Here is a 26,215-nt window from a genome sequence, read left to right on the forward strand (position 1 = left end):
ATCGTTTTCGGCCTCACATCACATCTTCCGGCGGACGGCCAGGGCGAGACCTGTAGGGCGGGAAGGTCCAGCCGAATATCAGTGCGCCGCTGCGAATGCCGAAAGCGGTGAGAACCCCCGCCGTCGACGAGACGATCAGTGGCGCGCCGAGGAAATGCACGCCGGTAAACACGCAGGCACCGGCCAGCGCGCAGCTGATATAGATTTCCGGGCGCAGAAGTACGGATGGTTCGCCGGCCAGAATGTCGCGAAGCACGCCGCCAAAGGTGGCGGTCATCGTTCCGGTGACAATGGCGACCGTGGGCGAACCCGTTGCCGCAAGCCCCTTCGCTGCCCCCATAACGCAATAGGCCGAAAGGCCGACGGCATCAAGCCAGATCAACAGGCGGTAGCGGGATTCGAAAAGGTGCGCGGTAAAATAGACAAGTGCCGCCACCCCGACGCAAACAAGAATATAGGTGGGGTTGACCACCCAGAAGACGGGCGCACGACCAAGCACCAGATCCCGCAGCGTGCCACCGCCGATACCGGTCGCTGCGGCGAAGAACATGAAGCCGATGAAATCCAGCTGCTTGCGCGAGGCGGCGAGCGCGCCTGTCGCTGCAAACACCGCGACACCCGCATAATCGAGGAAAGCCAGAAGTGACATGACGAGGCGCTCCTCATTTTCGCAGTGACGGTCAGTGTGACGCAAGCGCGGCGGGTTATAGACCTCGCCATCATCATGCTGCGCCATCCATAACGCAAATCCGGTAAAGGTGAAGTCGTTTTGCTTATGGACACCCCTGACGGCAGCGATCAGACCACGAAGGAAACGGCCTTGAAACGTCTCTTCTCATCCATGCTCTGCCTTCTGGCGCTTTTGAGCCTGATGACGCCAGCGCGCGCTCAACAGGAGTTGGTGAGCGATCCGGAAGTTTATGAGAAGGCTTTCTTCCAGAAGCAGTGCAAGGTCGCCGAGTTCGGACCGGACTATATCTCCCGCATCGATATCAACAATGACGGGCTGATGGATGCGGTCACCAATCGTGGGGGCCTGACCTGCGACGGTCACAAGAGCACCACCTGCAACGACGATGGCTGCCCTTATAATTTCTATGTGCAGGTGAAAGAGGGCGGCTACCTGCTGATCGCCACCGCAACCATCTATGGCTACGATTTCATCCAGCGCTTCGGCAACATGGTCTTCGTGCTGAAAATGCATCCGCGCTATTGCGAACGTACCGACAGCGCGCCTTGCGAAATGACGGTTCGCGTGCGCGGAACGGCCTTCGTCACGCTTTCCCGCAAGTAGGACATCATGCCCCCTTTGGGCCGCGTTTGATTGCGACGCGCTGGTTATAACGGGTTCTGAGCGAGCGCGGCATCAGCATGCTCGCAAGTGCCACCGCAAACACCGTGAGACTGACGACCAGCAGCGCACCGCCCGGAAAAAAGCTGGCAAGGATCGCTCCGGAGATTGCACCCGACACCATGCCAATCCACGGAACAAGCTGGATGGACCAATCGACCTTTCGCTCGCCTAAAATGAAGCGGCCAACGCCGCGACCGAAGCGCGAGAGAGCCCCCGTCACATAGGTCAGCCCGATCGGCAGACCCTCGATATGCTCGACCGCCGCATTGATCATGCCCATGGCAAAGACGATCAGGTAAAAGTCAAAAGGTCGAAGAGCAGATGTCTGCATCAGGGCGGCTAGTGCCAGCAGGATGGCAACCGAGCACAGCACGGTGAAGATGCGCCGTTGCGAGCTGTGGGCGACGATAATGCCCGCGGCGTTGCCGGCGACGAAGGTGATGATGGCGAGAAAGAGCTTCAGCGCGTGATCATACTGACCGGCCTCCAGCGAGATCGCCGCGCGGGTGGTGTTGCCCGTCATGAAGGACACGAAGTCTCCCGACATCATCAGCCCGATCGCATCCGTCATCCCTGCGACGAAGGAGATGGCCGCCACGAGCGCAAGCCCCATTCCGGTGCGCCTTGCCTTGATGATGTTACGGCGTCTTTGTCTGGTCATGGTGCCTCGGCGTGCAGAGACTTACAGCATCGGCCCGAAAATCGAACTCGATGTTCGGATAAACACGAAGCATAGCTTCAAAGAGTTGGGGTTGGCTAACAACGGAACAGAAAACCTACACAAAGGAGCTTTCCCGGATCGAGGGGGCGTCACACGACGCGGGAATGTTGAACGGGCGGCTGCATCAGCTCGATGGTGATACCGTCCGGACCGGAGATGTACGCGACCATTGTTCCGCTTCGGGGGCCGCCTGGTATAGGCTGCGGCGAACCCTTCACTGCCCACCCCGCCGTCTCAACCCGCGCGATCGCCGTGAGGATATCCGCAACCGTGATGGCGATGTGCGCGGCGCCGATCGCACCTGCGCTGCGAGGTGTCTGTCCCAGCCTACGGCCTGTCGAATATTCGAGGAGTTCGATAGGGTAGCCGTTTGGAGCCGTCACCAGCGCCATTCGGCAGCGCGGATCGTCAACCCCCGTGGCCTCCCGTAGGAACTCCCCACCCATCTCTCCTCGGCGAGCAAGCTCAAAACCCATCGCCTCTGTCCAAAACTGGATCGCCTCCTCCAACGAGGCGACCGAGAATCCCATATGGTCCACAGCGATCACGCCAGCATCTTCGGCCATTTTCAATCCTCTCATATCGACCAGCTACGTCTGTGCCCGAACTGACGAAGGCTTTGCGGCTTCACCCGCTCGGCTTATCACTACGATTGCGGCTACCGGTCACATATGGCCCAACAAACCCCGGTTCGATGTGACGCAGCAAGGCCAATCCTGAAAATCCCCAAACAACTATCAAATTTTATAAATACGGGTGCAGAAACCTATAGCCTACAAACTCATGCCGTCTAAGTTTACATGAACTGGAGAGTGGTCATGCTCGTAGGCTCCATGCGAGTTTTGACCGAAGAACAAAATCTCGACCTCCAACAGGACGGGTTGGAGCGCGGCGGCTGCGGGAAAATCTATGGTGACGTTTGCTCCGGCATCCATCCAGCCGCTTGTTAAGTCGCCTCTGATAAAAACCGTTTTCTTATCCTCGCCTTCTTGCTAGGCCACGACGACACGCAACGACGCATCGCGATTTCCCGAGAATCAACGCTGATTTCCGGGCCGGTGCTGCAGGCATGAAAGGTTTTTTGCATGAAACAGGCAATCATCGTGATGGGCGTCAGCGGCTGCGGCAAATCCACGGTCGGGGCTGAGCTGGCGGAAAAGCTTGGCATGCCATTTCAGGAAGGCGACAGGCTGCACCCCAAGGCCAATGTCGAGAAGATGAGCGCTGGCACGCCGCTTACCGACGAGGATCGCTGGCCCTGGCTCGATCTCGTGGGTGCTGAGCTTCGCCAGGGCTATGAGGCCGGTGGCGTTGTGATTTCATGCTCGGCCCTGAAGAAATCCTATCGCGATCGGCTGCGGACCGCCTGTGGCGGACCCTTGTCCTTTGTTTTTCTGGAAGGCAGCGTTGAGCTTTTGACGCGGCGCATGGGTGCACGCAAGGGCCATTTCATGCCGCTATCGCTGTTGAAGACACAGCTCGACACGCTGGAAGTGCCGACCGGCGAGCCAGGCGTCGTGACTGTCAACATAGATGCCACGCCGGACGAAATCGTCGAAAACGCGCTGAAAGGCTTGAAGGCCCTATAGGCCGAGCCTATCGCGCAGCCCGTACCACCACGCCCCCAGGACGGTGAGCGGCACGCGGAACGTCTTGCCGCCAGGAAACGGGAAGTTCGGCAACGACGACCAGACATCGAAGCGACCTGCCTGTCCGGACACGACTTCCGCCAGAATGCGGCCAAGCAATTGTGTGGTGGTGACACCGTGACCGCTGTCACCGTGGGAGAAATAGATGTTCTCCGACAGCCGCCCCATATGCGGAATGCGCGTCAGCGTCAGCGCGAAATTGCCGCTCCAGGCAAAGTCGATCTTGACGTCCTTCAACTGCGGAAAGGTTTTCAGCATGTTGGGACGGATAACGCTGGTCAGATCGGCCGGATCGCTGCCGCCATAACCAATGCCGCCGCCATAAAGCAGGCGGTTGTCGGAGGTGCGCCGATAATAGTCGAGAATGTAATTGGCATCTTCGACACAGTAGTTTGCCGGAAGCAAGCTTTCGATCAGGCCCGCATCAAGCGGTTCCGTCGCCATGACCTGGCTCGACACCGGCATCATGCGATCGCCGATTTCCGGTAAGAGCTTGCCAAGATAGGCATTGCCGCAGACCAGCACATATTTCGCCGTGACCTTACCATGCGCGGTTCTGACCGTCGGGCTCGTACCCTTCTCAACGCCGATGACCCTGGAATTTTCGAAGATTCGACCACCGAGTTTCTCGACAGCTGCCGCCTCCCCCAGCACATAATTCAACGGATGGATATGTCCGCCAAACCGGTCGATCATCCCGCCGGCATAACGATCGGACTTCACATAGTGGCCGACCTCTGCCTTGGAGATCATTTCCAACCCGGAATGGCCGTGCTTCTCCCAATGGGTCTTGTTGGCTTCCATTTCCTGGATCTGCTTTCGCGTGAAGGCGGCAAAGAAACCGCCATCCACCAGATCGCAGTCGATCCCGTATTTCGCCACACGCTCGCGAATGATCTGTCCGCCTTCAAGCGACATCTCGCCGAGCTTGACGGCCTTCTCCTGCCCATAGCGTCCGGCAATGGTTTCGAGATCGCGGCTATAGCCGTTGACGATCTGCCCGCCATTGCGCCCCGAGGCGCCAAAGCCGACGCGCGTGCCTTCCAGAACGATAACGGAGAAACCTTTTTCCGCAAGTTCCAGTGCGGCGGACATGCCGGTGAAACCTGCGCCGATCACGCAGATATCCGCATGCATCTCGCCCTCGAGCGTGGGGCGCACGCTCTTGTCATTGGCGGAGGCCGCATACCAGGAGGTCGTATGACCGGGATTGGGAAGCGCGGTTACGTGAGCCATGTTTCACACCGTCCTGATATAGGCGTCATATTCCACATCGGTGACGCGAAGCGAGAATTCGGAAATTTCCTGCTGCTTGCAGGCGGCATAGAGCGTTCTGTAGCGCTGACCGAGCGTGGCATAAGCGAAGCTCGAACGGGCAAAACGCTGGACCGCATAATCCCAGTTCGTCGGCAAGGGCTCGTGATTGATGGCGTGGCTATCGCCTGCAATCGCCCCTCCCGGCTGGCGCTTCTCCCGCATGCCGGAGAGCGCGGCATTCAGGATCATGGCAAGCACGAGGTAAGGGTTGGTATCGGCACCGGCCACACGATGCTCGATCCGGGTGGCAGGCTTGCTGGCGGTGATCACCCGCACGGCGGCCGAGCGGTTGTCGAAGCCCCATGAAGCGTAGGTCGGCGCATGTTCGCTGGGGCGCAGCCGCCGGTAGGAATTGGCGTGGGGCGCAAACACCGCCATGCTTTCTCCCATATTCTCCAGAAGACCGCCGACGCTGTGCATGAGCGCTTCCGAGGGCCCGTCCTCGCCCATGTAGATGTTTCGTCCATCCTTATCGAGGACGGAAAAATGCACGTGCATGCCATTGCCGGCCTGAGTGCCATAGGGCTTGGCCATGAAGGTGGCGTCCAGCCCGTGCTTGCGCGCCACCCCTTTGACGATGCGCTTGAGGAAAACGGCGAAATCCGCCGCACGCAGCGCATCCGGCACGTGGTTGAGGTTGATTTCATATTGCCCGGGCCCATTTTCCCGAAGCGTCGTATCGGCCAGCACATTCTGCGCGCGGCAGGCGGTGGCAATGTCGTGGAAGACGTCTTCGAAATCCTGAAGTTCGGAAATGGAGAGAACCTGCGTCTGACCCGTATGCCAGCGCCCTTCCCGGCTGTTGGGCGGGCGCACAGGATCAAGCGCGGAGCGGACCGGGTCGATCAGATAGAATTCAAGTTCGGTGGCAACGACAGGGGTCAAGCCACGCTTGGTAAAGCCAGATAGAACCTGTGCCAGAACATGCCTCGAATCCGCAAAGAAACCGGCACCATCCGGCTCGGTCATGGCCAGTAGCACCTGCGCCGTGGGCCGCCCAAGCCAGGTGACGCGCGACAGGGTTCCTGGCACGGCAACACACAAACCGTCAGGATCGCCGGTTCCTTCCGCCAGTCCGGCGGCGTTCACGTCTCGGCCCCAGATATCCAAGGCATAGACGGAACGGGGAACGGCCATGCCCTTTTCCAGCACGTCGAGCGCCCGCTCGCGCGGGATCCACTTGCCCCGCGGAATGCCATTGGCGTCAATGACGAAGGCTTCGAGAATTTCGATGTCGGGGTTTTGTTGGAAAAAGGTCTTTGCGTATTCGATATCAGCCATCATTCACCAGGATGTCGTTGCTCTTTCGATCGGCCGGAAAGGCTGACGCTAACGAAAGTCATCCTGCTGCTGGTAGATCATATATCGCGCCGTCATCGTGACTTTGTGCCCCGCTGCATACCCTTTTCCTCCCTGGCTTGCATGTTAAGCGGGCTTTTACAGGAAGGCCACCCCTAATCGGTGTGTCAGGGGTTGAACCGCTCCGCGGCGTAGGGTGCGATCGGGATGACGGGTGTTTCGCCAAGCATTGCTTCAGCCAAAATCCGCCCTGTGATCGGCCCCAGCGTCAGGCCATGATGGGCGTGACCGAAGGCAAACCACAGGCTTTTGTGGCGCGGCGCTTTGCCAATGACCGGCATCATATCCGGCGTGCAGGGACGTGCACCCATCCAGGGTTCGGCATCCAGCCTGCCACCCAGTGGAAAGATGGTGCGGGCCACGCGCTCCGCCCGATAAAGCTGGACAGGCGATTTCGGTGCATCGCGATCGGCAAATTCCGCACCCGTCGTCAGGCGGATGCCCTTCTTCATCGGTGCCAGGAAGTAACCGCGCTCGGCATCGATCAGCCAGTTGTTGAGCTTCGTTCCCTCCTGGGGTGCGTAGTGCATGTGGTAGCCGCGCTTCACTCCCATCAGGAAGCGATAGCCGAGCCGTGTCGTCACGGTATCGGACCACGGACCTAGGGCAACCACGACGCTCTCAGCCTCAATCAGGCCATTCTCCGTCTGGATTTTCCAGCCGGCCGGCGTCTGAGACAGAGCCGCCGCGTCGCCCTTGACGAAGGTACCGCCCAGACTTTCGAACAGGCGCAGATAGGCCATGGTGAGACCGTGCGGGTCGAGTACCGACCATGGATCGTCCCACTTCAGCCCGCCGACGAAATCGTGCGACAGATGTGGCTCTGCTTGCGCCAGTTCCTGCCGGGTCAGCTTGGTATGAGAAATACCGTGATCACGCGCGAGGCGCTCGGCAAAGGCGAAATCGTCGTCGCGCTTGGCCTCCGTTCGGTAAGCCTCCATCCAGCCATTCTTGACGATAAGATCGCCGGCCTTCGCTTCATCGATCAGGATCGAATGCTCGGTAACCGAATGTTCAATCAGCGGCGCGTAGGAACGGGATATCGCCGCGTGCCGTGCCGGTTGCGAATGATACCAGTAGCGCGCCAGAAACGGCGCGATCTTCGGCATAGCGGCCATGTGATAATGGGCGTCGATGCGGTTGTTGAGCGAGTAGCGCGCCAGCAGGCCGAGATCCTGAGGGAAGCCATAGGGCACGACGCCCTCGCGCTGAATGAGCCCGGCATTGCCGAAGGATGTTTCCTCACCAGGCCCGCGGCGATCGAGCAACACGACGGATTTTCCGCGTCTTGCCAGTTGAACCGCCACCGAGACCCCAATGATCCCGGCACCCAATACGATCACATCCGCTGCCATTCTCTTCTTCCTCTGCCGTCATCAGACGTTTGAGAAAGATGGCGCTCCCCATCATCGAACGCAACAGCAAAACCGCCTCGCCACAATTTGCGTGGAGGTCTTTACTCGCTCACGGCTGCGGTCTTGACCGCTTCGATATTGAAGGCAGCGGCCATCAGCGCACGGGTGTAATCTTCTTTCGGCGCCTCGAAGATAGACTTGGCGGGGCCGCTTTCGACGATCTTTCCGTGGCGCATGACGATCACCTCGTTGGCGAGCGCCTTCACCACCTTGAGGTCGTGGCTAATGAAGAGATAGGCGAGATCATGTTTGGACTGCAGATCGCGCAAGAGATCGACCACCTGCGCCTGCACGCTCATGTCCAGCGCCGATGTCGGCTCATCCAGCATGACAAAGCGCGGTTTCAGCACCATGGCGCGGGCAATGGCAATACGCTGCCGCTGGCCGCCGGAAAATTCATGCGGGTAGCGCCAGCGCGTGGCAGGATCGAGCCCCACTTCCTCCAGTGCGGTCGCGACGCGCCGGTCACGCTCCTCATAGGAGAGCGAGGTTTCATGCACCTTCAGACCTTCGGCAATGATGTCTCCGACCGACATGCGGGGGCTGAGAGAACCGTAGGGGTCCTGGAACACCACCTGAAGGCGGTTTCTCAGCGGCTTCATCATGGCATAGGAATAGGCGTCGATGGATTGGCCGATAAAGCTGATCCGGCCCTTCGAGGAAATCAGCCGCGATAGCGCCAGCCCCAGCGTCGTCTTGCCGGAGCCGGATTCGCCCACAACACCGACCGTCTGCCCCTCACGAAGAGTGATATCGATGCCATCGACCGCCTTGACGTGGTCCACGACCTTGCGCATCAGACCGGCCTTGATCGGGAACCAGACCTTGATGTCGGCACCCTGCATGACCACCGGCTTCTTATCGTCCGCAGGTGGCGGCTCGCCCTTCGGTTCAGCAGCCAGAAGATGGCGGGTATAGGCATGCTGGGGATTGGTGAAGACCTGCTCGACAGTGCCCGTCTCAACGATCTTGCCCTTTGTCATGACGCAGACACGATCGGCAAATTTGCGCACGATACCGAGATCGTGAGTGATGAACAGCATCGACATGTGATGCTGATTCTTCAGCCCGGCCAGCAGTTCGAGGATTTGCGCCTGCACCGTTACGTCAAGCGCCGTCGTCGGCTCGTCGGCAATCAAAAGCTTGGGGCGATTGGCGAGCGCCATGGCGATCATCACACGCTGACGCTGCCCGCCGGAAAGCTCGTGCGGAAAAGCCTTCAGCCGCTTTTCCGGATCGCGAATGCCAACCTGATTGAGCAGTTCCAGGATACGGGCACGTGCAGGCGCACCGGTGAGAGCCTGGTGCAGTTCCAGAATTTCACCGATCTGCCGCTCAATGCTGTGAAGCGGATTGAGCGAGGTCATCGGCTCCTGGAAGATCATGGTTATATCATTGCCGCGCACCGATCGCAGCTCGCGCATCGGCAGCGTCAGCAAATCCTTGCCCTCGAACAGGATTTGGCCCGATGGATGGCTTGCCGCGGGATAGGGCAAAAGCTTCAGGATGGAGTTGGCCGTCACCGATTTGCCAGAGCCGGATTCGCCAACCAGCGCCAGCACTTCGCCGGGCATGATGTCGAAGGAAACCCGGTCGACAGCGAGACTTTCCTTGCCGCCCTGATGGAAGGCGACGGAGAGGTCTCGGACGGAGAGGAGGGGTGCGGTCATTGTGCCTGCATTTGTTGGAGACATGGCCATCACCGGAATGTCTTGCGCGGATCGAAAGCATCGCGCACCGCTTCTCCGGTGAAGATCAGCAGCGAGAGCATGATTGACATGGTGAAGAAGGCTGTCAGCCCAAGCCACGGCGCCTGGAGATTGTTCTTGCCTTGGGCAATCAGTTCACCCAGCGATGGCGAGCCGGGCGGCATGCCGAAGCCGAGGAAGTCGAGCGATGTCAGCGTCGTGATCGAGCCGGACAGAATGAAAGGCAGGAAGGTGAGTGTTGCGACCATGGCGTTCGGCAGCAGGTGCCGGAGCATGATGGTGGCATTACCGACACCAAGTGCGCGTGCGGCATTCACATATTCGAAATTGCGCGCTCTCAGGAATTCGGCACGCACCACCCCGACGAAGCCGACCCAAGAGAACAACAACATGATGCCAAGCAGCACGAAGAAGCCGGGCGGCAGGATGGCTGCGATGATCAGCAGGATGTAGAGCACCGGCATGGACGACCATATCTCGATGAAGCGCTGCATCAGAAGATCGGTCCAGCCGCCGAAATAACCCTGGACCGCACCGGCTGTTACACCGACGATGGCCGAGCAGATGGTGAGTGCCAGGCCGAAAAGCACCGAGATGCGGAAGCCGTAGATAATACGCGCCGTGACGTCGCGCGCCTGGTTGTCTGTACCGAGCCAATTGAGATTGCCAAGCGTACAGCCGGGATCAGCCGCCCCTTGCGGATAGCCGGAGCAACGCTCCTCCTTGCTCATCAACCAGAAGGGTGGCGTGGGTGCTGAATGAGGAATATTGGAATTTACAGTCTGATAGGAATAGCGGATCGGCGGCCAGATCATCCAGCCATTGGCGTTGATCTCATCCTGAATATAGGAGGACTTATAATCGGTCTGAGCCAGGAAGCCGCCGAACTTTTCTTCGGGGTAATCCACCAGGACAGGAACGAGAAGTTCGCCCTTGTAGGACGCCAGGATCGGCTTGTCATTGGCGATGAACTCGGCGCAGAGGCTGAGGCCGAAAAGCGCCAGGAATATCCAGAAGGACCAGTAGCCGCGGCGGTTCGCCTTGAAGTTCTGCCAACGGCGAATGCTCGTCGGTGAGAAAAAAGGACGCTTCTGCGGTGGCATCGTATCGGTCACAGGCGTGGAGACAGTCATCACACGTCCCTCCGCTCGAAGTCGATGCGCGGATCGATCCAGGTATAGATCAGGTCGGAAATCAGACCAACGACGAGACCCATGAGCGAGAATATGAAGAGGGTGCCGAACACGATCGGATAATCACGATTGACGACGGACAAATAGCCAAGCCTGCCGAGGCCATCCAGCGAGAAGATGTTTTCGATCAACAGCGAGCCGGTGAAAAAGGCGGAGATGAAGGCACCGGGAAAACCGGCAATGACGATCAGCATGGCGTTGCGGAAGACGTGGCCGTAGAGAACTTTCCGCTCGGAAAGACCCTTGGCGCGCGCGGTGACCACATATTGCTTCTTGATTTCATCGATGAAGGAGTTCTTGGTCAAGAGTGTCGTGGTCGCGAAGGCGGAAAGCACAAGCGCTGTCAGCGGTAGCGTCAGGTGCCAGAAATAGTCGATGATCTTCTGCCACCATGTCAGTTCGGCAAAATTGTCCGAGGTAAGACCACGCAGCGGGAACCAGTCGAAGAAGGAACCGCCAGCGAACAGCACGATCAGCAAAATGCCAAAGAGGAAGCTGGGCACGGCATAACCGATAATGACGACGCCGGACGTCCAGACGTCGAATTTCGAGCCATCTTCCACTGCCTTCTTGATGCCGAGCGGAATGGAAATTGCGTAGGAAATGATCAGAATCCAGAAGCCGAGCGAAATCGACACCGGCATTTTGTCGATGATGAGATCGATGACTGAAGAGTTTCTGAAGAAGCTGTCGCCGAAGTCGAAGCGAATGTAGTTCCACATCATCTCCAGAAAGCGTGTGAGCGGCGGCTTGTCGAAACCGAACTGCTTTTCGAGCTTGGCGATCAGCTCCGGATCGAGGCCCTGAGCGCCGCGATATTTCGATCCGCTTTCATCCACACCACCGCCGCCCATGAGGTCGCCACCGCCGGACAGGCGATCGGCAGCGCTGTCCCCTGAACCGGACAGTTGGGCGATGACCTGTTCGACCGGGCCGCCGGGTGCAAACTGAATGACAAGAAAGGAAATACCCATGATGCCGATAATCGTCGGGATCATGAGCGCCAGACGCCGGAGAATATAGGCTCCCATTAGAGGTCACGCTCCAGGCAAGCGCGCTCGGCTGTCATCCTTACTGTCAAACCGTTTCCTTTCCCGGCGAGCGGCAGCTTTTGCCCGCCTAATGATTCGTCTTTAGTCATGTGAATCAAGGCTTGGCCTATAAAGCAAGACCAAGCTCATTTTGCCGCACTGGCCGACCACCAGGCGTCGGGGAAGCCGATACCGTAATAGGGCAGTTCCGTCGGGCGAACGATGGTGTTCCAGTAGGCAACCGTCATCTCGCCACGGTAGAATTGCGGGATGACGTAATTTCCGGCCAGCAGAACCCGATCCAGCGCCTTAACGGCAGCAACCTGGCCCTCACGGGTGGGAGCGAAGATGATCTTGCGGACGATCTTGTCGATCGCAGGATTGCTGATCCCAGCAAAGTTCTTCGAGCCTTGGCGGTTTGCGGCTGCAGAGCCCCAATAATCGGCCTGTTCATTGCCGGGATTGGAGGTCTGAGCCCAGAGATTGACGATCATGTCATAATCGAAGGCACGTGTGCGATTGGTATATTGCGATGAATCGACGTTTCGAACCGTCGCGTTGATGCCGATTTTCTTGAGGTTTTGTATGTAGGCCAGAACGACGCGCTCCATGGCGGGCGAATCGACGAGAATTTCGAAATCGAACGGTTGGCCCGTTCTTGCATTGACCATTCGGTTGCCCCGCAACTCGTAGCCTGCCTCCTTCATAAGCTTGACAGCTTCACGCAGATTGTCGCGCTGCTTGGCCGGATCGCCGCCAACGGGATTGCGATACTCGGTGGTAAAGACCTCCGGCGGCACCTCATCTTTCACTTCGGTCAGAATTTCCAACTCTTTGCCCTGAGGTAAACCGGATGAGGCAAGGTCGCTGCCCATGAAGAAGCTATTGATCCGCTGATACTGGCCGAAAAACAGTGTCTTGTTCATATCCTCAAAGTCATAGGCCAGGTTCAGCGCTTTGCGGACTCTCGGATCCTTGAACTTGTCGCGGCGTGCATTCGGCACGAAAGCCTGCATAATACCGACGGAGCGGTAGATATTGGGAAGTTCCTCGCGCTTGATCCGTCCGTCCTTGACGGCTGGAAAGTCATAGCCGGTTGCCCAGCGACCGGCAGAGTTTTCCTGCCAGAAATCGGTGTTGCCTGCTTTAAAGGCCTGAAACTCCACATCGCGATCGGTGTAGAAGGTGTAGCTGATCGTCTTGAAGTTGTTCATTCCGACATTGACGTTGAGGTTTTTGCCCCAATAATCGTCGCGCAACTCGTAAGTAATCGTGGAGCCCGGAGCCACCGAGGCAATCTTATAGGGGCCGGATCCCATGACTGGCTCCAACGTTCCGCGCGAAATGTCGCGTGGCTTTCCATCCGGACCGTTGGCCTCCCACCAGTGTTTGGGAACAACAAGCAACTGTCCGACGATCTGCGGGAGTTCGCGGTTGTTTTTCTCGTCGAAGGTAAAGGTCACCTCCCGATCGCCGGTCTTTTCGGCTTTGGTGACGTGCGTGTAGTAGGTTGCGAGCTGCGGATTGAGCTCTTTCGCTTTGTCAAAGCTGAAAACCACATCTTCTGGAGTCACGGGTTTTCCGTCGGCGAATTTGGCTTCGGCGCGCAATCTAAACGTCGCGCTGGACATATCAGCTGGATAGGTCAAGGCTTCCGCAAGAAGGCCGTAGGACGCCGAAAGCTCCTCTTCGGATGACCTCATCAGCGTATCGAAGACCGCGCCTAGACCTGTTGCGGCTTCTCCCTTGGCAAGAAGAGGGTTGAGCGTGTCGTAAGTGCCGGCTGTCGAAAGACGCAAGGCACCGCCCTTCGGTGCGTTCGGATTGACATAATCAAAGCGCTCGAAGCCCTTCGGGTGCTTCAACTCCCCGACGGTCGCAATGCCCACACGCCATTGCCCCTCCTCCTGCGCTTTTGCCACTGTCGAGGATGCCAAAAGCGACACTGCCATGCCTAAGAGCAGGAGGGATTTTGCGCTTGCCAAAGCCATGGGCGGATGTTCCTTTTTGATGCTTGTTGCGGCGAAGCATAAGCCAAACAATGTCAAAAAATAGAGGCGCCGGCTCACAAGCGGTTTATCCGCAAACATGCTTTCACCAAATTCGCGATCCAGCGTAATATCGGACCATAGAATCAACCGGATCGCAGGCGGCGACGAATGAGATTAAAGACAATGGCAGCGCGCAGGCTTTCGCTTATCGCTTTTTCGGTCGTCTCGATGATTGGCGCAGATCTCGCGCCAGCCTTTGCGCAAGACCAGCCGGCAAAGCAGGTTTTCGGCCATATCGATCTTCCCTCCGCCGGCCCCTCCAAGTCTTATGGCTCCTATGCAAAAGGATGCCAGTCCGGTGCGGTTGCCCTGCCGACGGAAGGCGAAGGTTTTCAGGCCATGCGCCTTTCACGCAACCGGCGCTGGGGCCAGCCACAACTCGTTTCCTTCATCGAACGTTTCGCGCAGGATTCGCAGAAAATCGGCTGGCCAGGCCTCCTGATTGGCGATATCTCCCAGCCGCGCGGCGGTCCCATGCTAACCGGTCACGCCTCGCATCAGATCGGGCTAGATGTCGATATCTGGTGGCGCAAGATGCCCGACCACATCATGAGCGCGCAGGAGCGTGAGGATACGCCCTTCATCTCGATGCTCGACAAGAGCAAGTTTCTGACCGTTGACGACCGCAAATGGTCTCCACTCAATGCACGGCTGGTGATGATGGCGGCGAGCTATCCACAGGTGGAGCGCATCTTCGTCAACCCGGCCATCAAGCAGAAGCTTTGCCAAAGCTGGACCGGCGACCGCACTTTCATGGGCAAGATCCGTCCGATTTACGGCCATGACGAGCATTTCCACGTCCGTCTGTCCTGCCCGGCCGGTGCGACAGACTGCAAGCCGCAGGCGGCAGTGGGTCGGGGCGATGGCTGCGACAAGTCGCTTGCCTGGTGGTTTACCAAGGAACCATGGGCGGCGCCGAAGAAGGATCCGAACGCCAAACCGCCGAAGCCGCCAAGACCGATGATGGTGTCGGACTTGCCAAAGGCCTGCGCCGCCATTGCGGTTGCGCCTTCCGCAGGAAGGTTACAGACTGCGGTACAAAGTGCTTACACCACCCCTGCGGCTCCGGCGGCAACCGCCCCCGTTTCCCCCTCGCCTGGCGGACCGGTTCCGCCGGCAGATGTTCCGCGCCCCTCCACACGCCCTTCCATGAATTGATCCCAAGAGGCCCGCTTTTCAAACTTGGAAGAGTTGATATAGAAGGCTTCAAATCGATTTAAAAAACGCGTGGAACGATGATGGATAGCAAACGCTGCGTGGCGCTGATCGCGCATGATCAGAAGAAGGACGACATGGCGGAGTTTGCCCGCGAGCATCAGGATGCGCTGTCGACCTTCCGCATTGTCGCCACGGGAACGACGGGTGGTCGTGTGCAGGATGCCTGTCCCAAGCTCGACGTGATCCGTCTGAAAAGCGGGCCTCTCGGCGGCGATCAGCAGATCGGCGCGATGATTGCGACCGGCGATGTCGACATGCTGATCTTCTTTGTCGATCCGCTGACCTCCATGCCGCATGATGTGGACGTGAAAGCCTTGACACGGCTGGCAACCGTCTACGACATACCGATGGCGCTCAACCGCGCGACGGCGGAGCGACTGATCGACTTTCACATCAACAGATAGGCGCTCTTTGATTCGGCGAGTTTTATCTTCAAAAATCAGGCGGCTTCAGGAGCAGTGATGCCCAATCAGAACGATCATCTTTCCTTTCCGATCCTCATTGGAGATATCGGCGGCACCAATGCCCGTTTCTGCATCCTGCCGGACGCCACATCTGAAGCCGCGCACCTGACCACCGTCAAAACCGCCGACTATCCCTCGATTGATGATGCCATCAAGATCGCGGTTTTGAGCAACAGGGCGATCAAACCGGTCTCGGCGCTCCTTGCCGTCGCCGGACCGATCGAGTCCGACGAGATACCGCTGACCAATTGCCACTGGATCGTCAAACCGAAGGAGATGCTGAGCAATCTCGGCTTGAGCGATGTCGTGGTCGTCAATGACTTCGAAGCGCAGGCTCTGGCGATTGCCGCACTTGACGACGACAATCGCGAGCGTATCGGACCAAACCGCCCGGACATGATGGCGTCGCGCGTGGTGCTAGGTCCTGGCACAGGACTCGGCGTGGGTGGTCTGGTTCATGCGCGAAACATGTGGTTTCCAGTGCCTGGTGAAGGTGGGCACGTCGATCTTGGGCCACGGACGGAACGGGATCATCAGATTTTTCCGCATCTCGAAGCAATTGAGGGCCGCATTTCTGGCGAGCAGATTCTGTGCGGACGCGGCCTCGTCAATCTCTACCGTGCCATCTGTGCGGCGGATGGCATCGCGCCAAGCTTTTCCGATCCGGCGGATGTCACCGCACATGGTCTTGGCGGATCGAATGCGCAGGCTGAGGAAACACTCTCGCTGTTCAGCACCTATCTCGGGCGCGTCGCCGGAGACATGGCGCTCGTCTTCATGGCGCGTGGCGGGGTCTATCTAGCCGGCGGCATTTCGCAAAAGATCATTCCGGCGCTGAAGCGTCCAGAATTTCGCGCAGGCTTTGAGGACAAGGCGCCGCACAGCGCACTGATGCGCTCCATTCCAACCTACGTCGTGACCCACCCGCAGGCGGCACTTGCCGGTCTGTCCACCTTCGCCAGAACACCTGAGAATTTCGGCGTGACGCTCGAAGGGCGCCGCTGGCAGAGGTGAGCTTCCAAGTTGAGGCTGGTCAAAGCCTGCCCTAATGGATATAGACGCCGCTTGAAAAGGCGGCGCAGCCGCCGGAACATCAAAAGGTGGATGAGCGATTGAAAACCGCCAAGTCACGGGGTCCTGTGGACACCGATACAATTGCTGCAGTTCTTAAGCGTGTCTTTGCCGAGAATGCGCGCGACCATATCAAGGGCTATGTATTGGTCGTCTTCTGCCTGCTCATCGTAGCAGGATCAACGGCGTTCACCGCCTGGATCATGGATTCCATTATCAACGAAGCCTTCGTCAACCGACGCGCTGATCTCGCATTTATGATCTGCGGTGCGATATTTATGGCTTTCTTCCTTCGGGGACTTGCGAGCTACTTCCAATCTGTCGCGCTTTCGAAAATTGGCAACAACATCGTTGCTCGCTATCAGAAGCGGCTCTACTCGCATTTGATGACTCTCTCGGTCGGTTATCTGAGCGAATCCCGTTCCGCGCATCTCGCAGCTCAGGTGAGCCAGAATATCGGCGGCATCCGCGACGTCATGAACTTGACCGTCACCTCCGTGGCCCGAGATCTCTTGACCTTCATTGCCTTAATCGGCGTGATGATTGTCAAGGACCCGTTCCTCTCGATCATCATCGTCTTCATCGTGCCGCCGCTGGTTCTCGGCCTTCGATACATCTCCAAAAGACTTCGAGAAACGACCAGAGAAGCCATCATCCTTGGAAGTCGTGTTCTCGGTTCCATGCAGGAAACGCTGCAAGGCATTGCGATTGTCAAGGCTTTCACGATGGAAAAGCCGCTTGAGGAGCGGGTCTTCGCGACGATCGATGCTTCCGAACGGCGTTCCAATCGTATCGCGCGGCTGTCCGAGCGAACTGCACCTCTGACTGAAACCATCGCCGGAATTGCCGTCTCAAGCGTGCTCGCCTATGCCGCTTACCGCGCGATCTATGACAACGTTCCCCCGGGCGCCTTCTTTGCTTTCGTGACCGCCCTCCTGCTCGCTTACGATCCCGCGCGCCGTCTTGCGCGTCTTCAGGTCTCGCTGGAACGTGCCGTGGTGAATGCGCGAATGATCTATGAGATCCTCGATATGGAGCCGGTTCAGCGCGAAAAGCCGAATGCGGTGCCTCTCAAGATCGAAAACGCGACCGTGGAACTTCGCAATGTCGTTTTCTCTTACAAGGATTCCGGTCCTATCCTCAAAGGCGTGAGCTTTGTTGCCGAAGGTGGAAAGACGACCGCCCTCGTCGGACCCTCTGGCGCCGGGAAATCCACGATCATCAACCTCGTGCCACGGTTTTACGATCCGACGGGCGGCGAGATCTTGATCGATGGGCAAAACATTGCAGACGTGACGACGCATTCGGTGCGTCTCAATCTCGCCTATGTCTCGCAGCAGCCCTATCTCTTCGAGGGCACGATCCGCGACAACATCCGCTACGGCCGTCCCGAAGCGACAGACGCAGAAATCGAGGAAGCGGCGAAGCTTGCTTTCGCCCATGACTTCATTCTGGCGCAGCCGCTGGGTTACGACACCCAGGTGGGTGAAAACGGCATGACCCTTTCAGGCGGACAGCGTCAGCGTCTTTCCATCGCACGCGCTCTGGTCCGCAATGCACCCATCCTGCTCCTTGATGAAGCGACGTCTGCGCTCGATACTGAGTCGGAGTCCGTTGTGCAAAAGGCGCTCGATACCGCCATGTCCGGACGCACGGTCATCGTCATTGCCCACCGTCTCTCGACCGTCGTCAAGGCAGACAAGATTGTGGTGATGAATGAGGGCCAGGTTGTCGAAGAAGGAACGCATGATACGCTTGCGCGACGGGAGGACGGTCTTTACGCTCGCCTCAACAATCTTCAGGCGACGGGCGTTCGCGGACTTTGAAAGCATAGGGTGGCGACATGAGCGGCAACGGCATAAAACTGGTGGTGGTTGGCGCTGCAGGCCGCATGGGACAGACCCTCATCCGTCTCATTCATGAAACGCCCGGCGTCCAACTCCATGCCGCAATCGAGCGGGAGGGGTCACCCTTCGTCGGGCGGGATGCAGGCGAGCTTGCGGGCCTCGGCCCCATCGGAATTCCCGTCACCAGCGATGCGCTTGCGGCTTTCGTCAACGCTGAAGGCGTGGTCGATTTTACCTCACCGGCAGCAAGTGTGATCTTCTCCGGTCTTGCCGCACAAGCGCGTATCGTCCACGTCATCGGCACCACCGGCTGCTCGGTCGAGGACGAGGAAAAGTTCAAGGCGGCTGCGCGTCATGCACGCGTCGTAAAGTCCGGCAATATGAGCCTTGGCGTCAATCTGCTTTCCGTTTTGACGCGCCAGGCGGCAAAAGCGCTCGGGCCGCAGCAGTGGGACATTGAGGTGCTGGAAATGCACCATAAGCACAAGGTGGACGCGCCATCCGGCACAGCCCTTCTGCTTGGCAAAGCGGCAGCACAGGGACGCAACATCGATCTTGCTGAAAACTCCGTCAGGGTGCGCGACGGGCATACCGGTGCACGCCAGGCGGGCACTATCGGCTTTGCAACGCTGCGCGGCGGCTCGGTGGTGGGCGATCACTCCGTGATCTTTGCTGGTGAGGGAGAACAACTGACCTTCTCGCACCATGCGGCGGATCGGAGCATTTTCGGGCGTGGCGCCATCGCCGCCGCACTTTGGGCTTTCGACAAGAAGCCCGGCTTCTATTCCATGCTGGACGTTCTCGGTCTGGCCGACAATTCATAATCAACCTGGAGAGTATTTATGAGCGGAACCCTCGTCCTCGTTCGTCACGGTCAAAGCGACTGGAACCTCAAGAACCTCTTCACCGGATGGCGCGACCCCGATCTGACGGAACTCGGCGTGCAGGAAGCCAATGCCGGCGGCAAGGCGCTTGCCGATTACGGTATCAAATTTGATGTGGCTTACACGTCTTCGCTGATCCGCGCGCAAAAAACCTGCCAGATCGTGCTCGACAATGTCGGCCAGTCGGGTCTGGAGACCATACGTGATGAGGCGCTTAACGAGCGTGACTATGGCGATCTTTCCGGCCTCAACAAGGATGACGCCCGCGAGAAGTGGGGTGAGGAGCAGGTGCATATCTGGCGCCGTTCCTACGACATCCCGCCGCCCGGCGGCGAAAGCCTGCGAGACACTGGTGCACGCGTCTGGCCCTACTATCTGACGGAAATCCTGCCGCGGGTTCTGCGTGGAGAGAAGGTTCTGGTTGCCGCCCATGGCAATTCGCTGCGTTCGCTGGTGATGGTGCTCGACAAGCTGAGCAAGGAAGAAATCCTGAAGCTCAATCTCGCGACCGGCGTGCCCATGGTCTACAAGCTGAATGCCGACTCCACCGTCGCGTCCAAGGACGTGCTGGGCGACATGTCTACTGCGCATTGACACGAACAAGGGCGGCCTTCCCATCTTTTGATCGAGGGCCGTCCGCTACATGCTGCTGAAGCATGGCAAGCCATCAGGTTGCGATACGGTTTTCGCCAGCTTTTCTCGCGTGTCACTGCCAATGCCCAAATGTCGGCCGGGCATCCTTTCACTCTGTTCCCTTCCAGATTGCGTCATGAAACTCAACATAGAACAGGCCGAAGACTTCGTTTCTTCCATCTTCGAGAAAAACGGCGTTCTGGCGTCAAGCGCGCGCTCCGTTGCTCGTGCACTTGTTGCCGCGGAGGCTTGTGGCCAAGGCGGCCACGGATTTCGGCGAATACCTGTCTATGTGGCTCAGCTTCATTCCGGCAAAGTGAATGGCAAAGCCGTGCCCACAGCCACAAAGGTGCGCCCTGCGGTGGTCTCGATCGACGCAGGACACGGCTATGCTTATCCGGCTATTGATCTTGCGATCCAGGAGCTAGAGCCGCTTGCACGTGAACAGGGCATCGCGCTCGCCGCGATCGGTCGGTCACATCATGCGGGTGTCATGGCTTTGACGGTCGAGCGTTTGGCAGAACAGGGTCTCGTTGCCTTCATGGTCGCCAATGCCCCCGCCTCCATGGCGCCATGGGGCGGAATCAGGCCGCTTTATGGGACGAACCCGATCGCCTTTGCCGCGCCGATGAAAGACGCCGACCCTCTGGTGATCGATCTGGCGCTTTCCAAGGTCGCGCGGGGCAAGATCATGGCCGCCCGCCAAAAAGGCGTCACTATTCCAGGTGATTGGGCTCTCGACGCTCAGGGCCGCCCGACCACCGATCCACATGAAGCGATCAACGGCACCATGGTGCCGGCCGGTGAGGCCAAGGGTGCGGCATTGGCGCTCATGGTCGAGATCATGGCGGCAGGCCTCACCGGAGGCAATTTCGGCTTCCAGGCCTCTTCTCTTCTGGACGATATGGGAACGGCGCCCTCTCTTGGGCACACGATCATTACGATCGATCCGACCATTGCCGGCAATGATGCTCTGGCGGAGAGGGTTTCGCAGATGGCCGCGGAAATCGAGTCTCAGGGCAATGCAAGGCTTCCAGGCCGCCGCAGCCAAGGCATTCGCAAGCAATCTCTGGACAATGGAATTACGATCGAAGACGACATCTTGCGTCAGATCGAAGCGCTTTAAGAACTGGCAAAAGGTGCGCGGCCTGTCAGGTCGAAGTCTCCTTGAACAACACATTCTGGTCTAGAAGATAACGGGAGAACAGCGGCAGGCTGGCGCCACCAATAGCGCGTGCCTGACTTCCGACCGCACCCTCCCTGATATCGGGTACGCCCACACCTTGAAGATCGTGCAGCATCAAAGCGTCGCGCGTTGCTTCAACGATGCGCGAGCGCACCCAGCCTGGGAAGCCGCCATCGATGATGACGGTGGAGAAATCAATGATCGACGCAGCGGCAATGACAGCCTGGGCAAGTGCGGCACCGGTATTGCGGATCCATACTTCCAGAGGTTCGCCGAAATCGATCCATTCATCGGGAGAAAACCACAGCGGCTTGGGGTCGATGCCTCTTTCACGCAGCATGTCTTCAAGCACGAAGATCGAGGCGATCTTCAGCAACTGCACCGTCTTGCCATCCCGACCCTGAACCGGCAGCGGACCGATCGCGCCTGCCGCGCCAGTCCGTCCTGAGAACAGGGCCGAATTCAGGACGACGCCGCCACCGATGAACGAGCCAATGAAGACGTAGAGAAAATCCGGATAGGCCTGGCCGTTGCCAAACACCAGCTCGGCGCCGCACGCGCTCGTCGCATCGTTCTGAAGAAAGACGGGATGGTCGACAGCATCGGCAATCTCCTGGCGAAGATCGACCTGTTTCCAACTGTCCATTTTGCCCTCGGGCGCACCAACCTCTTTCGCCCAACTCCAGAGTTCAAACGGCGCGGCGATCCCAATACCTGCGATCTTCTCGCGTTCTGACGGATTGAGCCTGCCCTCCAACTCGGCAATGCCTTCGGTGACGAAGGGCAAAATCCATTCCGGCATTGGGTATGGATACGTATTGCGCAATTGCATCCTGATTCGACCGACGAAATCCATCAGCACCAGATCGACGCTGCGGCGGCCGATCTTCACGCCGAAGGAGTAGACCGAATCTGGATTGAGCCGCATCGGCGTGGAGGGTTGCCCGACGCGCCCTCGAAGCACCTCGCCCCTGATCAGCAAGCCGTCCTTTTCCAGCGAACGCATAATGACGGAGACCGTCTGGGCTGACAATCCGCTGCGCCTGGCGATCTCGGCCTTCGACAAGGCATTGTGACGACGCACCAGAGAAAGCACCAGCCGTTCGTTGTAGGCGCGAACGCGGACCTGATTGGCACCGCCGCTCAAATCGGTCACCGTCGCAGGTGGCGTCTGCGACATCTCCACGGAACGCGACATCTTGTTTTCCTCCCGGCCGTTAATGGCAAGCGCCCCACGGCTTCATTCATCATGTCGGCTGCGACAAGTGTCCCGGTCTCCTCCCGTCCACTTTCGCAATCAAGGCTGAGAGAATGACAGATCGAATTAATAATTCAATTGGATTTATTTATTGACAGGCTGTTAATTTGATGGTTCCATCGCTTCCAGTGGCGCCTGATCTAGGAGGAGAAGGGCCGCAGACCAGTCATCCAAATGGCTGCTTGTTTCCACTGGGAGGATCATATGAAGACAACTGTTTCCGCCTTTTTGGGCGCGCTCGCGCTTGGCGTTTCTTTCGCTTCGGTTGCATCGGCCGCCGATACTTCGGCATGCCTTATCACCAAGACCGACACCAACCCCTTCTTCGTCAAGATGAAAGAAGGCGCGACCGCCAAGGCAAAGGAACTGGGCGTGACGCTCAAGTCTTACGCCGGTAAGGTCGATGGTGACTCCGAAAGCCAGGTTGCAGCCATCGAGTCCTGCATTGCCGATGGCGCCAAGGGCATTCTGATCACCGCTTCCGATACCAAGGGCATCGTTCCGACCATCAAGAAGGCGCGCGATGCAGGCCTCCTCGTCATCGCTCTCGACACCCCGCTTGACCCAATCAACTCTGCCGATGCAACATTTGCAACCGACAACCTCCTGGCCGGCAAGCTGATCGGTGAGTGGGCCAAGGGCACGATGGGCGACGGCGCGAAGGATGCCAAGGTCGGCTTCCTCGATCTAACGCCTGACCAGCCGAGCGTCGACGTTCTGCGCGACCAGGGCTTCATGATCGGCTTCGGTATCGATCCAAAGGACCCGAACAAGATCGGTGACGAAACCGATCCGCGCATCGTCGGCCACGACGTGACGAACGGCAATGAAGAAGGTGGCCGTAAGGCCATGGAAAACCTTCTGCAGAAAGACCCAGGCATCAACGTCATTCATACCATCAACGAACCGGCTGCTGTCGGCGCGTATCAGGCTCTCAAGGCTGTCGGCATGGAGAAGAACGTTCTGATCGTTTCCGTGGACGGCGGTTGCCCAGGCGTGAAGTCGGTTGAGGAAGGCGTCATCGGCGCGACCTCGCAGCAGTACCCGCTGATGATGGCAGCACTCGGCGTCGAGGCCATCAAGAAGTTCGCCGACACGGGTGAAAAGCCGAAGCCGACGGAAGGCAAGTCCTTCTTCGACACAGGCGTTTCTCTGGTCACCGACAAGCCGGTCAAGGGTGTTCCTTCGATCAGCGTCAAGGAAGGCCTGGCGAAGTGCTGGGGCTGATGCCCTCAATTGCCATCTGAAGATCATGGCCGGGATCAGTCCCGGCCAACTTCACTCAAAACCATTCGCTTTCGTAATACCCGGCTGACATTTCGGCGCCGCGCATAGATGTTTGGCGAGCGGGAGGAGGAAACATGAGCGGAATTCAAGAATTCGAACGCGTGCTGGACGGGAGCGACAAGAAAGTCGCCTCCTTCGATCAGCAGAGCGTTTCCGCGCTCAAACGCGCGCAGCATTTTCTACACTCGACACCGGCAGCCGTGCCACTCATCGTCCTGATCCTGTCGGTTGCGATCTTCGGCATGACGATCGGCGGACGGTTCTTTTCATCCTACACATTGACCCTGATCCTGCAGCAGATCGCCGTTGTCGGTATTCTGGGCTCGGCACAGACATTGATCATCCTGACGGCCGGTATCGATCTTTCAATCGGCGTGGTAATGGTCATTTCATCCGTCGTTATGGGCAATGTGGCGGTCACCTACGGGCTGCCGACCCCTATCGCCATTCTCGCAGGCTTCGTTGTCGGCGGACTTTGCGGCTTCTTCAACGGTTTCCTGGTGGCGGTGGTCAAACTCCCCCCCTTTATCGTGACGCTTGGTTCGTGGAATATCGTCATGGCGACGAATTTCATCTACTCGGCGAATGAAACGATCCGCGATGCCGACGTGCAGCAGACCGCACCGCTTCTGCAGCTCTTCGCCACCAACTTCCGTATCGGTTCTGCCATTTTTACCCTCGGCGTCATCGCAATGGTCGCGCTCGTCGCCGTGCTCTGGTACGTCCTGAACCAGACCGCCTGGGGACGCCACGTCTATGCCGTGGGCGACGATCCGGAAGCGGCAAAGCTTTCCGGCATCCAGACCCGTAAGGTTCTGCTCAGCGTCTACACCATCGCTGGCGTCATCGCAGCCTTCGCGGCCTGGGTCGCCATCGGCCGTAACGGTTCGATCTCACCCTCTGCCGCTGTGACCGACTACAATCTGCAGGCCATTACTGCGACCGTTATCGGCGGTATCTCGCTCTTCGGCGGACGTGGCTCCATTCTCGGAACGCTCTTCGGCGCCATGCTGGTCGGCGTGGTCTCCATGGGCCTCAACATGCTCGGTGCAGACCCGCAGTGGAAGGTTATGTTGACCGGCTGGCTAATCATCGCCGCCGTCGCAGTGGATCAATGGATCAGAAAGGCAGCCGTCTGATGGCCCAGGATATGAACAGACAACCCATTCTTTCAGGTCATAATCTCGTCAAGCGTTATGGCCGTGTGACGGCACTCGACAATGCCGACTTCGATCTCTACCCGGGCGAAATCCTGGCGGTGATCGGTGATAATGGTGCGGGCAAGTCCTCGCTCATCAAGGCCCTGTCGGGCGCGATCCGCCCGGATGAGGGCGAGATCCGACTGGAAGGCAAGCCGGTCCAGTTCAAGACACCGCTGGAAGCCCGCGATGCTGGCATCGAGACCGTGTACCAGAACCTTGCGCTGTCCCCTGCCCTGTCGATCACCGACAACATGTTTCTGGGACGCGAGCTGCGCAAGCCCGGCATTCTCGGCTCGGTGTTTCGCAAGCTCGATCATTCGGCGATGGACAAGTTCGCCCGCGAGAAGCTCTCAGAACTTGGTTTGATGACCATTCAGAACATCAACCAGGCGGTCGAGACGCTGTCCGGTGGCCAGCGGCAGGGCGTTGCGGTTGCCAGAGCGGCAGCCTTCGGTTCAAAGGTCGTCATTCTGGACGAACCGACAGCGGCACTTGGCGTCAAGGAGAGCCGTCGCGTTCTGGAACTCATCCAGGACGTACGCTCGCGCGGCATGCCAATCGTGCTCATCTCGCACAACATGCCGCATGTCTTCGAAGTGGCGGATCGCATTCACATCCATCGCCTCGGCAAACGTCTCTGCGTCATCAATCCAAAAGACTATACGATGTCGGACGCGGTGGCCTTCATGACGGGCGCAAAGGAGCCGCCACGCCAGGATATCGCCGCATGACACCGACGCTTGCGGCGTTGACGGACGATGTCCTTGCCCGTGCAGAGAAGTCCAACTCTCGTCGCTCCATGATTGCAATTGCCGGTCCTCCAGGGGCCGGCAAATCCACACTCGCCGATGCCCTGAGAGACAGCCTGATTGCCCGTGGCGAGACCGCCGAAGTCCTGCCCATGGACGGCTTTCATATGGACAACGGGATTTTGGAGAGCCGGGGCCTGATCGCCCGCAAAGGGGCACCGGAAACATTCGATGTCCGTGGCTTTATCGATATCGTCAAAGCCGTACGCCAGGGTAACGAAGAGGTACTCGTTCCTGTCTTCGACCGGTCGCGCGAGATCGCGATCGCATCCGCAAGAGCAGTTTCAGCAGATACACGCTTCATTCTTGCAGAGGGCAATTATCTGCTGCTGGATGAAGCACCCTGGGACCGGCTGAAAGACAGCTTCGACCTCACCATTTTCGTCGGCCCATCCTATCCGGTTCTCGAGCAGCGGCTTCGCGATCGCTGGATCGGCTATGGGCTGGACGAGCAAGCCATCCACGCCAAGCTTTACGAGAACGATCTGCCCAACGGCAAGCGCGTCGTCGAAAATTCACGACCGGCCGATATTCGTCTCGACACCTGGACCTGACGC

The 26,215-nt window shown here is 58.5% G+C and carries 24 protein-coding genes; 13 read left to right on the top strand and 11 right to left on the bottom strand.

The annotated features are described in order from the left end of the window. Positions 1–13 precede the first annotated feature (13 nt). Positions 14–649 (bottom strand): trimeric intracellular cation channel family protein, encoded by a 636-nt coding sequence (locus AC07U5_RS00085; RefSeq protein ID WP_112358718.1) that lies wholly within the window; start codon positions 647–649, stop codon positions 14–16. A gap of 192 nt (positions 650–841) precedes the next feature. Here AC07U5_RS00085 and AC07U5_RS00090 point away from each other — a divergent pair, with 192 nt between their 5' ends. Continuing rightward, positions 842–1,294 carry a hypothetical protein gene (locus AC07U5_RS00090; protein ID WP_404944072.1) on the top strand — a complete coding sequence of 151 codons (453 nt, stop codon included), beginning with the start codon at positions 842–844 and terminating at the stop codon, positions 1,292–1,294. Positions 1,295–1,298: 4 nt separating this feature from the next. On the opposite strand, the gene AC07U5_RS00095 is transcribed toward AC07U5_RS00090, so the two are convergent. After that, complete coding sequence (locus tag AC07U5_RS00095; RefSeq protein ID WP_494721978.1) at positions 1,299–2,015, bottom strand: YoaK family protein; 717 nt, start codon at positions 2,013–2,015, stop codon at positions 1,299–1,301. 149 nt (positions 2,016–2,164) lie between these two features. Then, complete coding sequence (locus AC07U5_RS00100) at positions 2,165–2,641, bottom strand: VOC family protein (RefSeq protein WP_494721979.1); 477 nt, start codon at positions 2,639–2,641, stop codon at positions 2,165–2,167. A 519-nt stretch (positions 2,642–3,160) separates the two neighbouring features. Between AC07U5_RS00100 and AC07U5_RS00105 the strand changes: the two genes are divergently transcribed. Beyond that, positions 3,161–3,664 carry a gluconokinase gene (locus AC07U5_RS00105; protein ID WP_494721980.1) on the top strand — a complete coding sequence of 168 codons (504 nt, stop codon included), beginning with the start codon at positions 3,161–3,163 and terminating at the stop codon, positions 3,662–3,664. Here the strand turns inward: AC07U5_RS00105 and AC07U5_RS00110 are convergent. From AC07U5_RS00110 to AC07U5_RS00140, 7 genes are all read right to left on the bottom strand, one after another. Then, positions 3,659–4,960: an NAD(P)/FAD-dependent oxidoreductase gene (locus AC07U5_RS00110; RefSeq protein WP_494721981.1), complete on the bottom strand. Its 1,302-nt coding sequence runs from the start codon at positions 4,958–4,960 to the stop codon at positions 3,659–3,661. The two genes, AC07U5_RS00105 and AC07U5_RS00110, sit on opposite strands and share 6 nt — an antisense overlap. Before the next feature lie 3 nt (positions 4,961–4,963). Further along, a complete protein-coding gene (locus AC07U5_RS00115; RefSeq protein WP_062443073.1) occupies positions 4,964–6,325 on the bottom strand; it encodes a glutamine synthetase family protein in 1,362 nt (453 codons plus the stop codon). A 182-nt stretch (positions 6,326–6,507) separates the two neighbouring features. After that, the gene (locus AC07U5_RS00120) at positions 6,508–7,755 is read right to left on the bottom strand and encodes an NAD(P)/FAD-dependent oxidoreductase (RefSeq protein WP_494721982.1); all 1,248 of its coding nucleotides are present in this window, start codon (positions 7,753–7,755) and stop codon (positions 6,508–6,510) included. A gap of 101 nt (positions 7,756–7,856) precedes the next feature. Continuing rightward, a complete protein-coding gene (locus tag AC07U5_RS00125) occupies positions 7,857–9,485 on the bottom strand; it encodes an ABC transporter ATP-binding protein (protein WP_494721983.1) in 1,629 nt (542 codons plus the stop codon). Positions 9,486–9,514: 29 nt separating this feature from the next. Next, positions 9,515–10,627 carry an ABC transporter permease gene (locus tag AC07U5_RS00130; protein ID WP_333629816.1) on the bottom strand — a complete coding sequence of 371 codons (1,113 nt, stop codon included), beginning with the start codon at positions 10,625–10,627 and terminating at the stop codon, positions 9,515–9,517. 29 nt (positions 10,628–10,656) lie between these two features. Beyond that, positions 10,657–11,748 carry a microcin C ABC transporter permease YejB gene (locus AC07U5_RS00135; RefSeq protein ID WP_494721984.1) on the bottom strand — a complete coding sequence of 364 codons (1,092 nt, stop codon included), beginning with the start codon at positions 11,746–11,748 and terminating at the stop codon, positions 10,657–10,659. A 146-nt stretch (positions 11,749–11,894) separates the two neighbouring features. After that, on the bottom strand, positions 11,895–13,739 hold the full coding sequence (locus AC07U5_RS00140; RefSeq protein ID WP_062427317.1) for an extracellular solute-binding protein: 1,845 nt from the start codon (positions 13,737–13,739) through the stop codon (positions 11,895–11,897). A gap of 168 nt (positions 13,740–13,907) precedes the next feature. On the opposite strand from AC07U5_RS00140, the gene mepA reads away from it, so the two are divergent. From mepA to AC07U5_RS00175, 7 genes are all read left to right on the top strand, one after another. Next, positions 13,908–14,957, top strand: a complete 1,050-nt coding sequence (gene mepA, locus AC07U5_RS00145; RefSeq protein WP_418884841.1) for a penicillin-insensitive murein endopeptidase — start codon at positions 13,908–13,910, stop codon at positions 14,955–14,957. An 80-nt stretch (positions 14,958–15,037) separates the two neighbouring features. Beyond that, positions 15,038–15,421 (top strand): methylglyoxal synthase, encoded by a 384-nt coding sequence (locus tag AC07U5_RS00150; protein ID WP_062443089.1) that lies wholly within the window; start codon positions 15,038–15,040, stop codon positions 15,419–15,421. Between the two features lie 57 nt (positions 15,422–15,478). Further along, on the top strand, positions 15,479–16,495 hold the full coding sequence (locus AC07U5_RS00155) for a glucokinase (protein WP_335322976.1): 1,017 nt from the start codon (positions 15,479–15,481) through the stop codon (positions 16,493–16,495). A gap of 98 nt (positions 16,496–16,593) precedes the next feature. Then, a complete protein-coding gene (locus AC07U5_RS00160; protein WP_062427318.1) occupies positions 16,594–18,378 on the top strand; it encodes an ABC transporter ATP-binding protein in 1,785 nt (594 codons plus the stop codon). Between the two features lie 17 nt (positions 18,379–18,395). Continuing rightward, positions 18,396–19,223, top strand: a complete 828-nt coding sequence (gene dapB / locus AC07U5_RS00165) for a 4-hydroxy-tetrahydrodipicolinate reductase (protein WP_113259806.1) — start codon at positions 18,396–18,398, stop codon at positions 19,221–19,223. 18 nt (positions 19,224–19,241) lie between these two features. Then, a complete protein-coding gene (locus AC07U5_RS00170) occupies positions 19,242–19,877 on the top strand; it encodes a 2,3-bisphosphoglycerate-dependent phosphoglycerate mutase (RefSeq protein ID WP_153312097.1) in 636 nt (211 codons plus the stop codon). A 175-nt stretch (positions 19,878–20,052) separates the two neighbouring features. Further along, on the top strand, positions 20,053–21,042 hold the full coding sequence (locus AC07U5_RS00175; RefSeq protein ID WP_494721985.1) for an Ldh family oxidoreductase: 990 nt from the start codon (positions 20,053–20,055) through the stop codon (positions 21,040–21,042). Between the two features lie 25 nt (positions 21,043–21,067). On the opposite strand, the gene AC07U5_RS00180 is transcribed toward AC07U5_RS00175, so the two are convergent. Then, complete coding sequence (locus AC07U5_RS00180; RefSeq protein WP_112956018.1) at positions 21,068–22,300, bottom strand: ROK family transcriptional regulator; 1,233 nt, start codon at positions 22,298–22,300, stop codon at positions 21,068–21,070. Between the two features lie 264 nt (positions 22,301–22,564). On the opposite strand from AC07U5_RS00180, the gene AC07U5_RS00185 reads away from it, so the two are divergent. The 4 genes from AC07U5_RS00185 to AC07U5_RS00200 all read left to right on the top strand — a co-directional run bounded on the left by AC07U5_RS00185 (position 22,565) and on the right by AC07U5_RS00200 (position 26,212). Beyond that, a complete protein-coding gene (locus tag AC07U5_RS00185; RefSeq protein WP_062427164.1) occupies positions 22,565–23,587 on the top strand; it encodes a sugar ABC transporter substrate-binding protein in 1,023 nt (340 codons plus the stop codon). Positions 23,588–23,721: 134 nt separating this feature from the next. Beyond that, positions 23,722–24,786 (top strand): ABC transporter permease, encoded by a 1,065-nt coding sequence (locus AC07U5_RS00190; RefSeq protein ID WP_062427165.1) that lies wholly within the window; start codon positions 23,722–23,724, stop codon positions 24,784–24,786. Between the two features lie 11 nt (positions 24,787–24,797). Then, positions 24,798–25,580, top strand: a complete 783-nt coding sequence (locus AC07U5_RS00195; RefSeq protein ID WP_494721986.1) for an ATP-binding cassette domain-containing protein — start codon at positions 24,798–24,800, stop codon at positions 25,578–25,580. Further along, a complete protein-coding gene (locus AC07U5_RS00200; RefSeq protein WP_494721987.1) occupies positions 25,577–26,212 on the top strand; it encodes a nucleoside triphosphate hydrolase in 636 nt (211 codons plus the stop codon). The genes AC07U5_RS00195 and AC07U5_RS00200 overlap by 4 nt, the downstream gene beginning before the upstream one ends. Positions 26,213–26,215: the final 3 nt, after the last annotated feature.

This window comes from Agrobacterium sp. GW821-FHT02D03 (assembly GCF_059421725.1).

Coding starts and splice junctions, on each gene's coding strand:
- AC07U5_RS00085 (WP_112358718.1), bottom strand. CDS start 649: ATGTCACTTCTGGCTTTCCTCGATTATGCGGGTGTCGCGGTGTTTGCA.
- AC07U5_RS00090 (WP_404944072.1), top strand. CDS start 842: ATGCTCTGCCTTCTGGCGCTTTTGAGCCTGATGACGCCAGCGCGCGCT.
- AC07U5_RS00095 (WP_494721978.1), bottom strand. CDS start 2,015: ATGACCAGACAAAGACGCCGTAACATCATCAAGGCAAGGCGCACCGGA.
- AC07U5_RS00100 (WP_494721979.1), bottom strand. CDS start 2,641: ATGGCCGAAGATGCTGGCGTGATCGCTGTGGACCATATGGGATTCTCG.
- AC07U5_RS00105 (WP_494721980.1), top strand. CDS start 3,161: ATGAAACAGGCAATCATCGTGATGGGCGTCAGCGGCTGCGGCAAATCC.
- AC07U5_RS00110 (WP_494721981.1), bottom strand. CDS start 4,960: ATGGCTCACGTAACCGCGCTTCCCAATCCCGGTCATACGACCTCCTGG.
- AC07U5_RS00115 (WP_062443073.1), bottom strand. CDS start 6,325: ATGATGGCTGATATCGAATACGCAAAGACCTTTTTCCAACAAAACCCC.
- AC07U5_RS00120 (WP_494721982.1), bottom strand. CDS start 7,755: ATGGCAGCGGATGTGATCGTATTGGGTGCCGGGATCATTGGGGTCTCG.
- AC07U5_RS00125 (WP_494721983.1), bottom strand. CDS start 9,485: ATGACCGCACCCCTCCTCTCCGTCCGAGACCTCTCCGTCGCCTTCCAT.
- AC07U5_RS00130 (WP_333629816.1), bottom strand. CDS start 10,627: ATGCCACCGCAGAAGCGTCCTTTTTTCTCACCGACGAGCATTCGCCGT.
- AC07U5_RS00135 (WP_494721984.1), bottom strand. CDS start 11,748: ATGGGAGCCTATATTCTCCGGCGTCTGGCGCTCATGATCCCGACGATT.
- AC07U5_RS00140 (WP_062427317.1), bottom strand. CDS start 13,739: ATGGCTTTGGCAAGCGCAAAATCCCTCCTGCTCTTAGGCATGGCAGTG.
- mepA (WP_418884841.1), top strand. CDS start 13,908: ATGAGATTAAAGACAATGGCAGCGCGCAGGCTTTCGCTTATCGCTTTT.
- AC07U5_RS00150 (WP_062443089.1), top strand. CDS start 15,038: ATGGATAGCAAACGCTGCGTGGCGCTGATCGCGCATGATCAGAAGAAG.
- AC07U5_RS00155 (WP_335322976.1), top strand. CDS start 15,479: ATGCCCAATCAGAACGATCATCTTTCCTTTCCGATCCTCATTGGAGAT.
- dapB (WP_113259806.1), top strand. CDS start 18,396: ATGAGCGGCAACGGCATAAAACTGGTGGTGGTTGGCGCTGCAGGCCGC.
- AC07U5_RS00170 (WP_153312097.1), top strand. CDS start 19,242: ATGAGCGGAACCCTCGTCCTCGTTCGTCACGGTCAAAGCGACTGGAAC.
- AC07U5_RS00175 (WP_494721985.1), top strand. CDS start 20,053: ATGAAACTCAACATAGAACAGGCCGAAGACTTCGTTTCTTCCATCTTC.
- AC07U5_RS00180 (WP_112956018.1), bottom strand. CDS start 22,300: ATGTCGCGTTCCGTGGAGATGTCGCAGACGCCACCTGCGACGGTGACC.
- AC07U5_RS00185 (WP_062427164.1), top strand. CDS start 22,565: ATGAAGACAACTGTTTCCGCCTTTTTGGGCGCGCTCGCGCTTGGCGTT.
- AC07U5_RS00190 (WP_062427165.1), top strand. CDS start 23,722: ATGAGCGGAATTCAAGAATTCGAACGCGTGCTGGACGGGAGCGACAAG.
- AC07U5_RS00195 (WP_494721986.1), top strand. CDS start 24,798: ATGAACAGACAACCCATTCTTTCAGGTCATAATCTCGTCAAGCGTTAT.
- AC07U5_RS00200 (WP_494721987.1), top strand. CDS start 25,577: ATGACACCGACGCTTGCGGCGTTGACGGACGATGTCCTTGCCCGTGCA.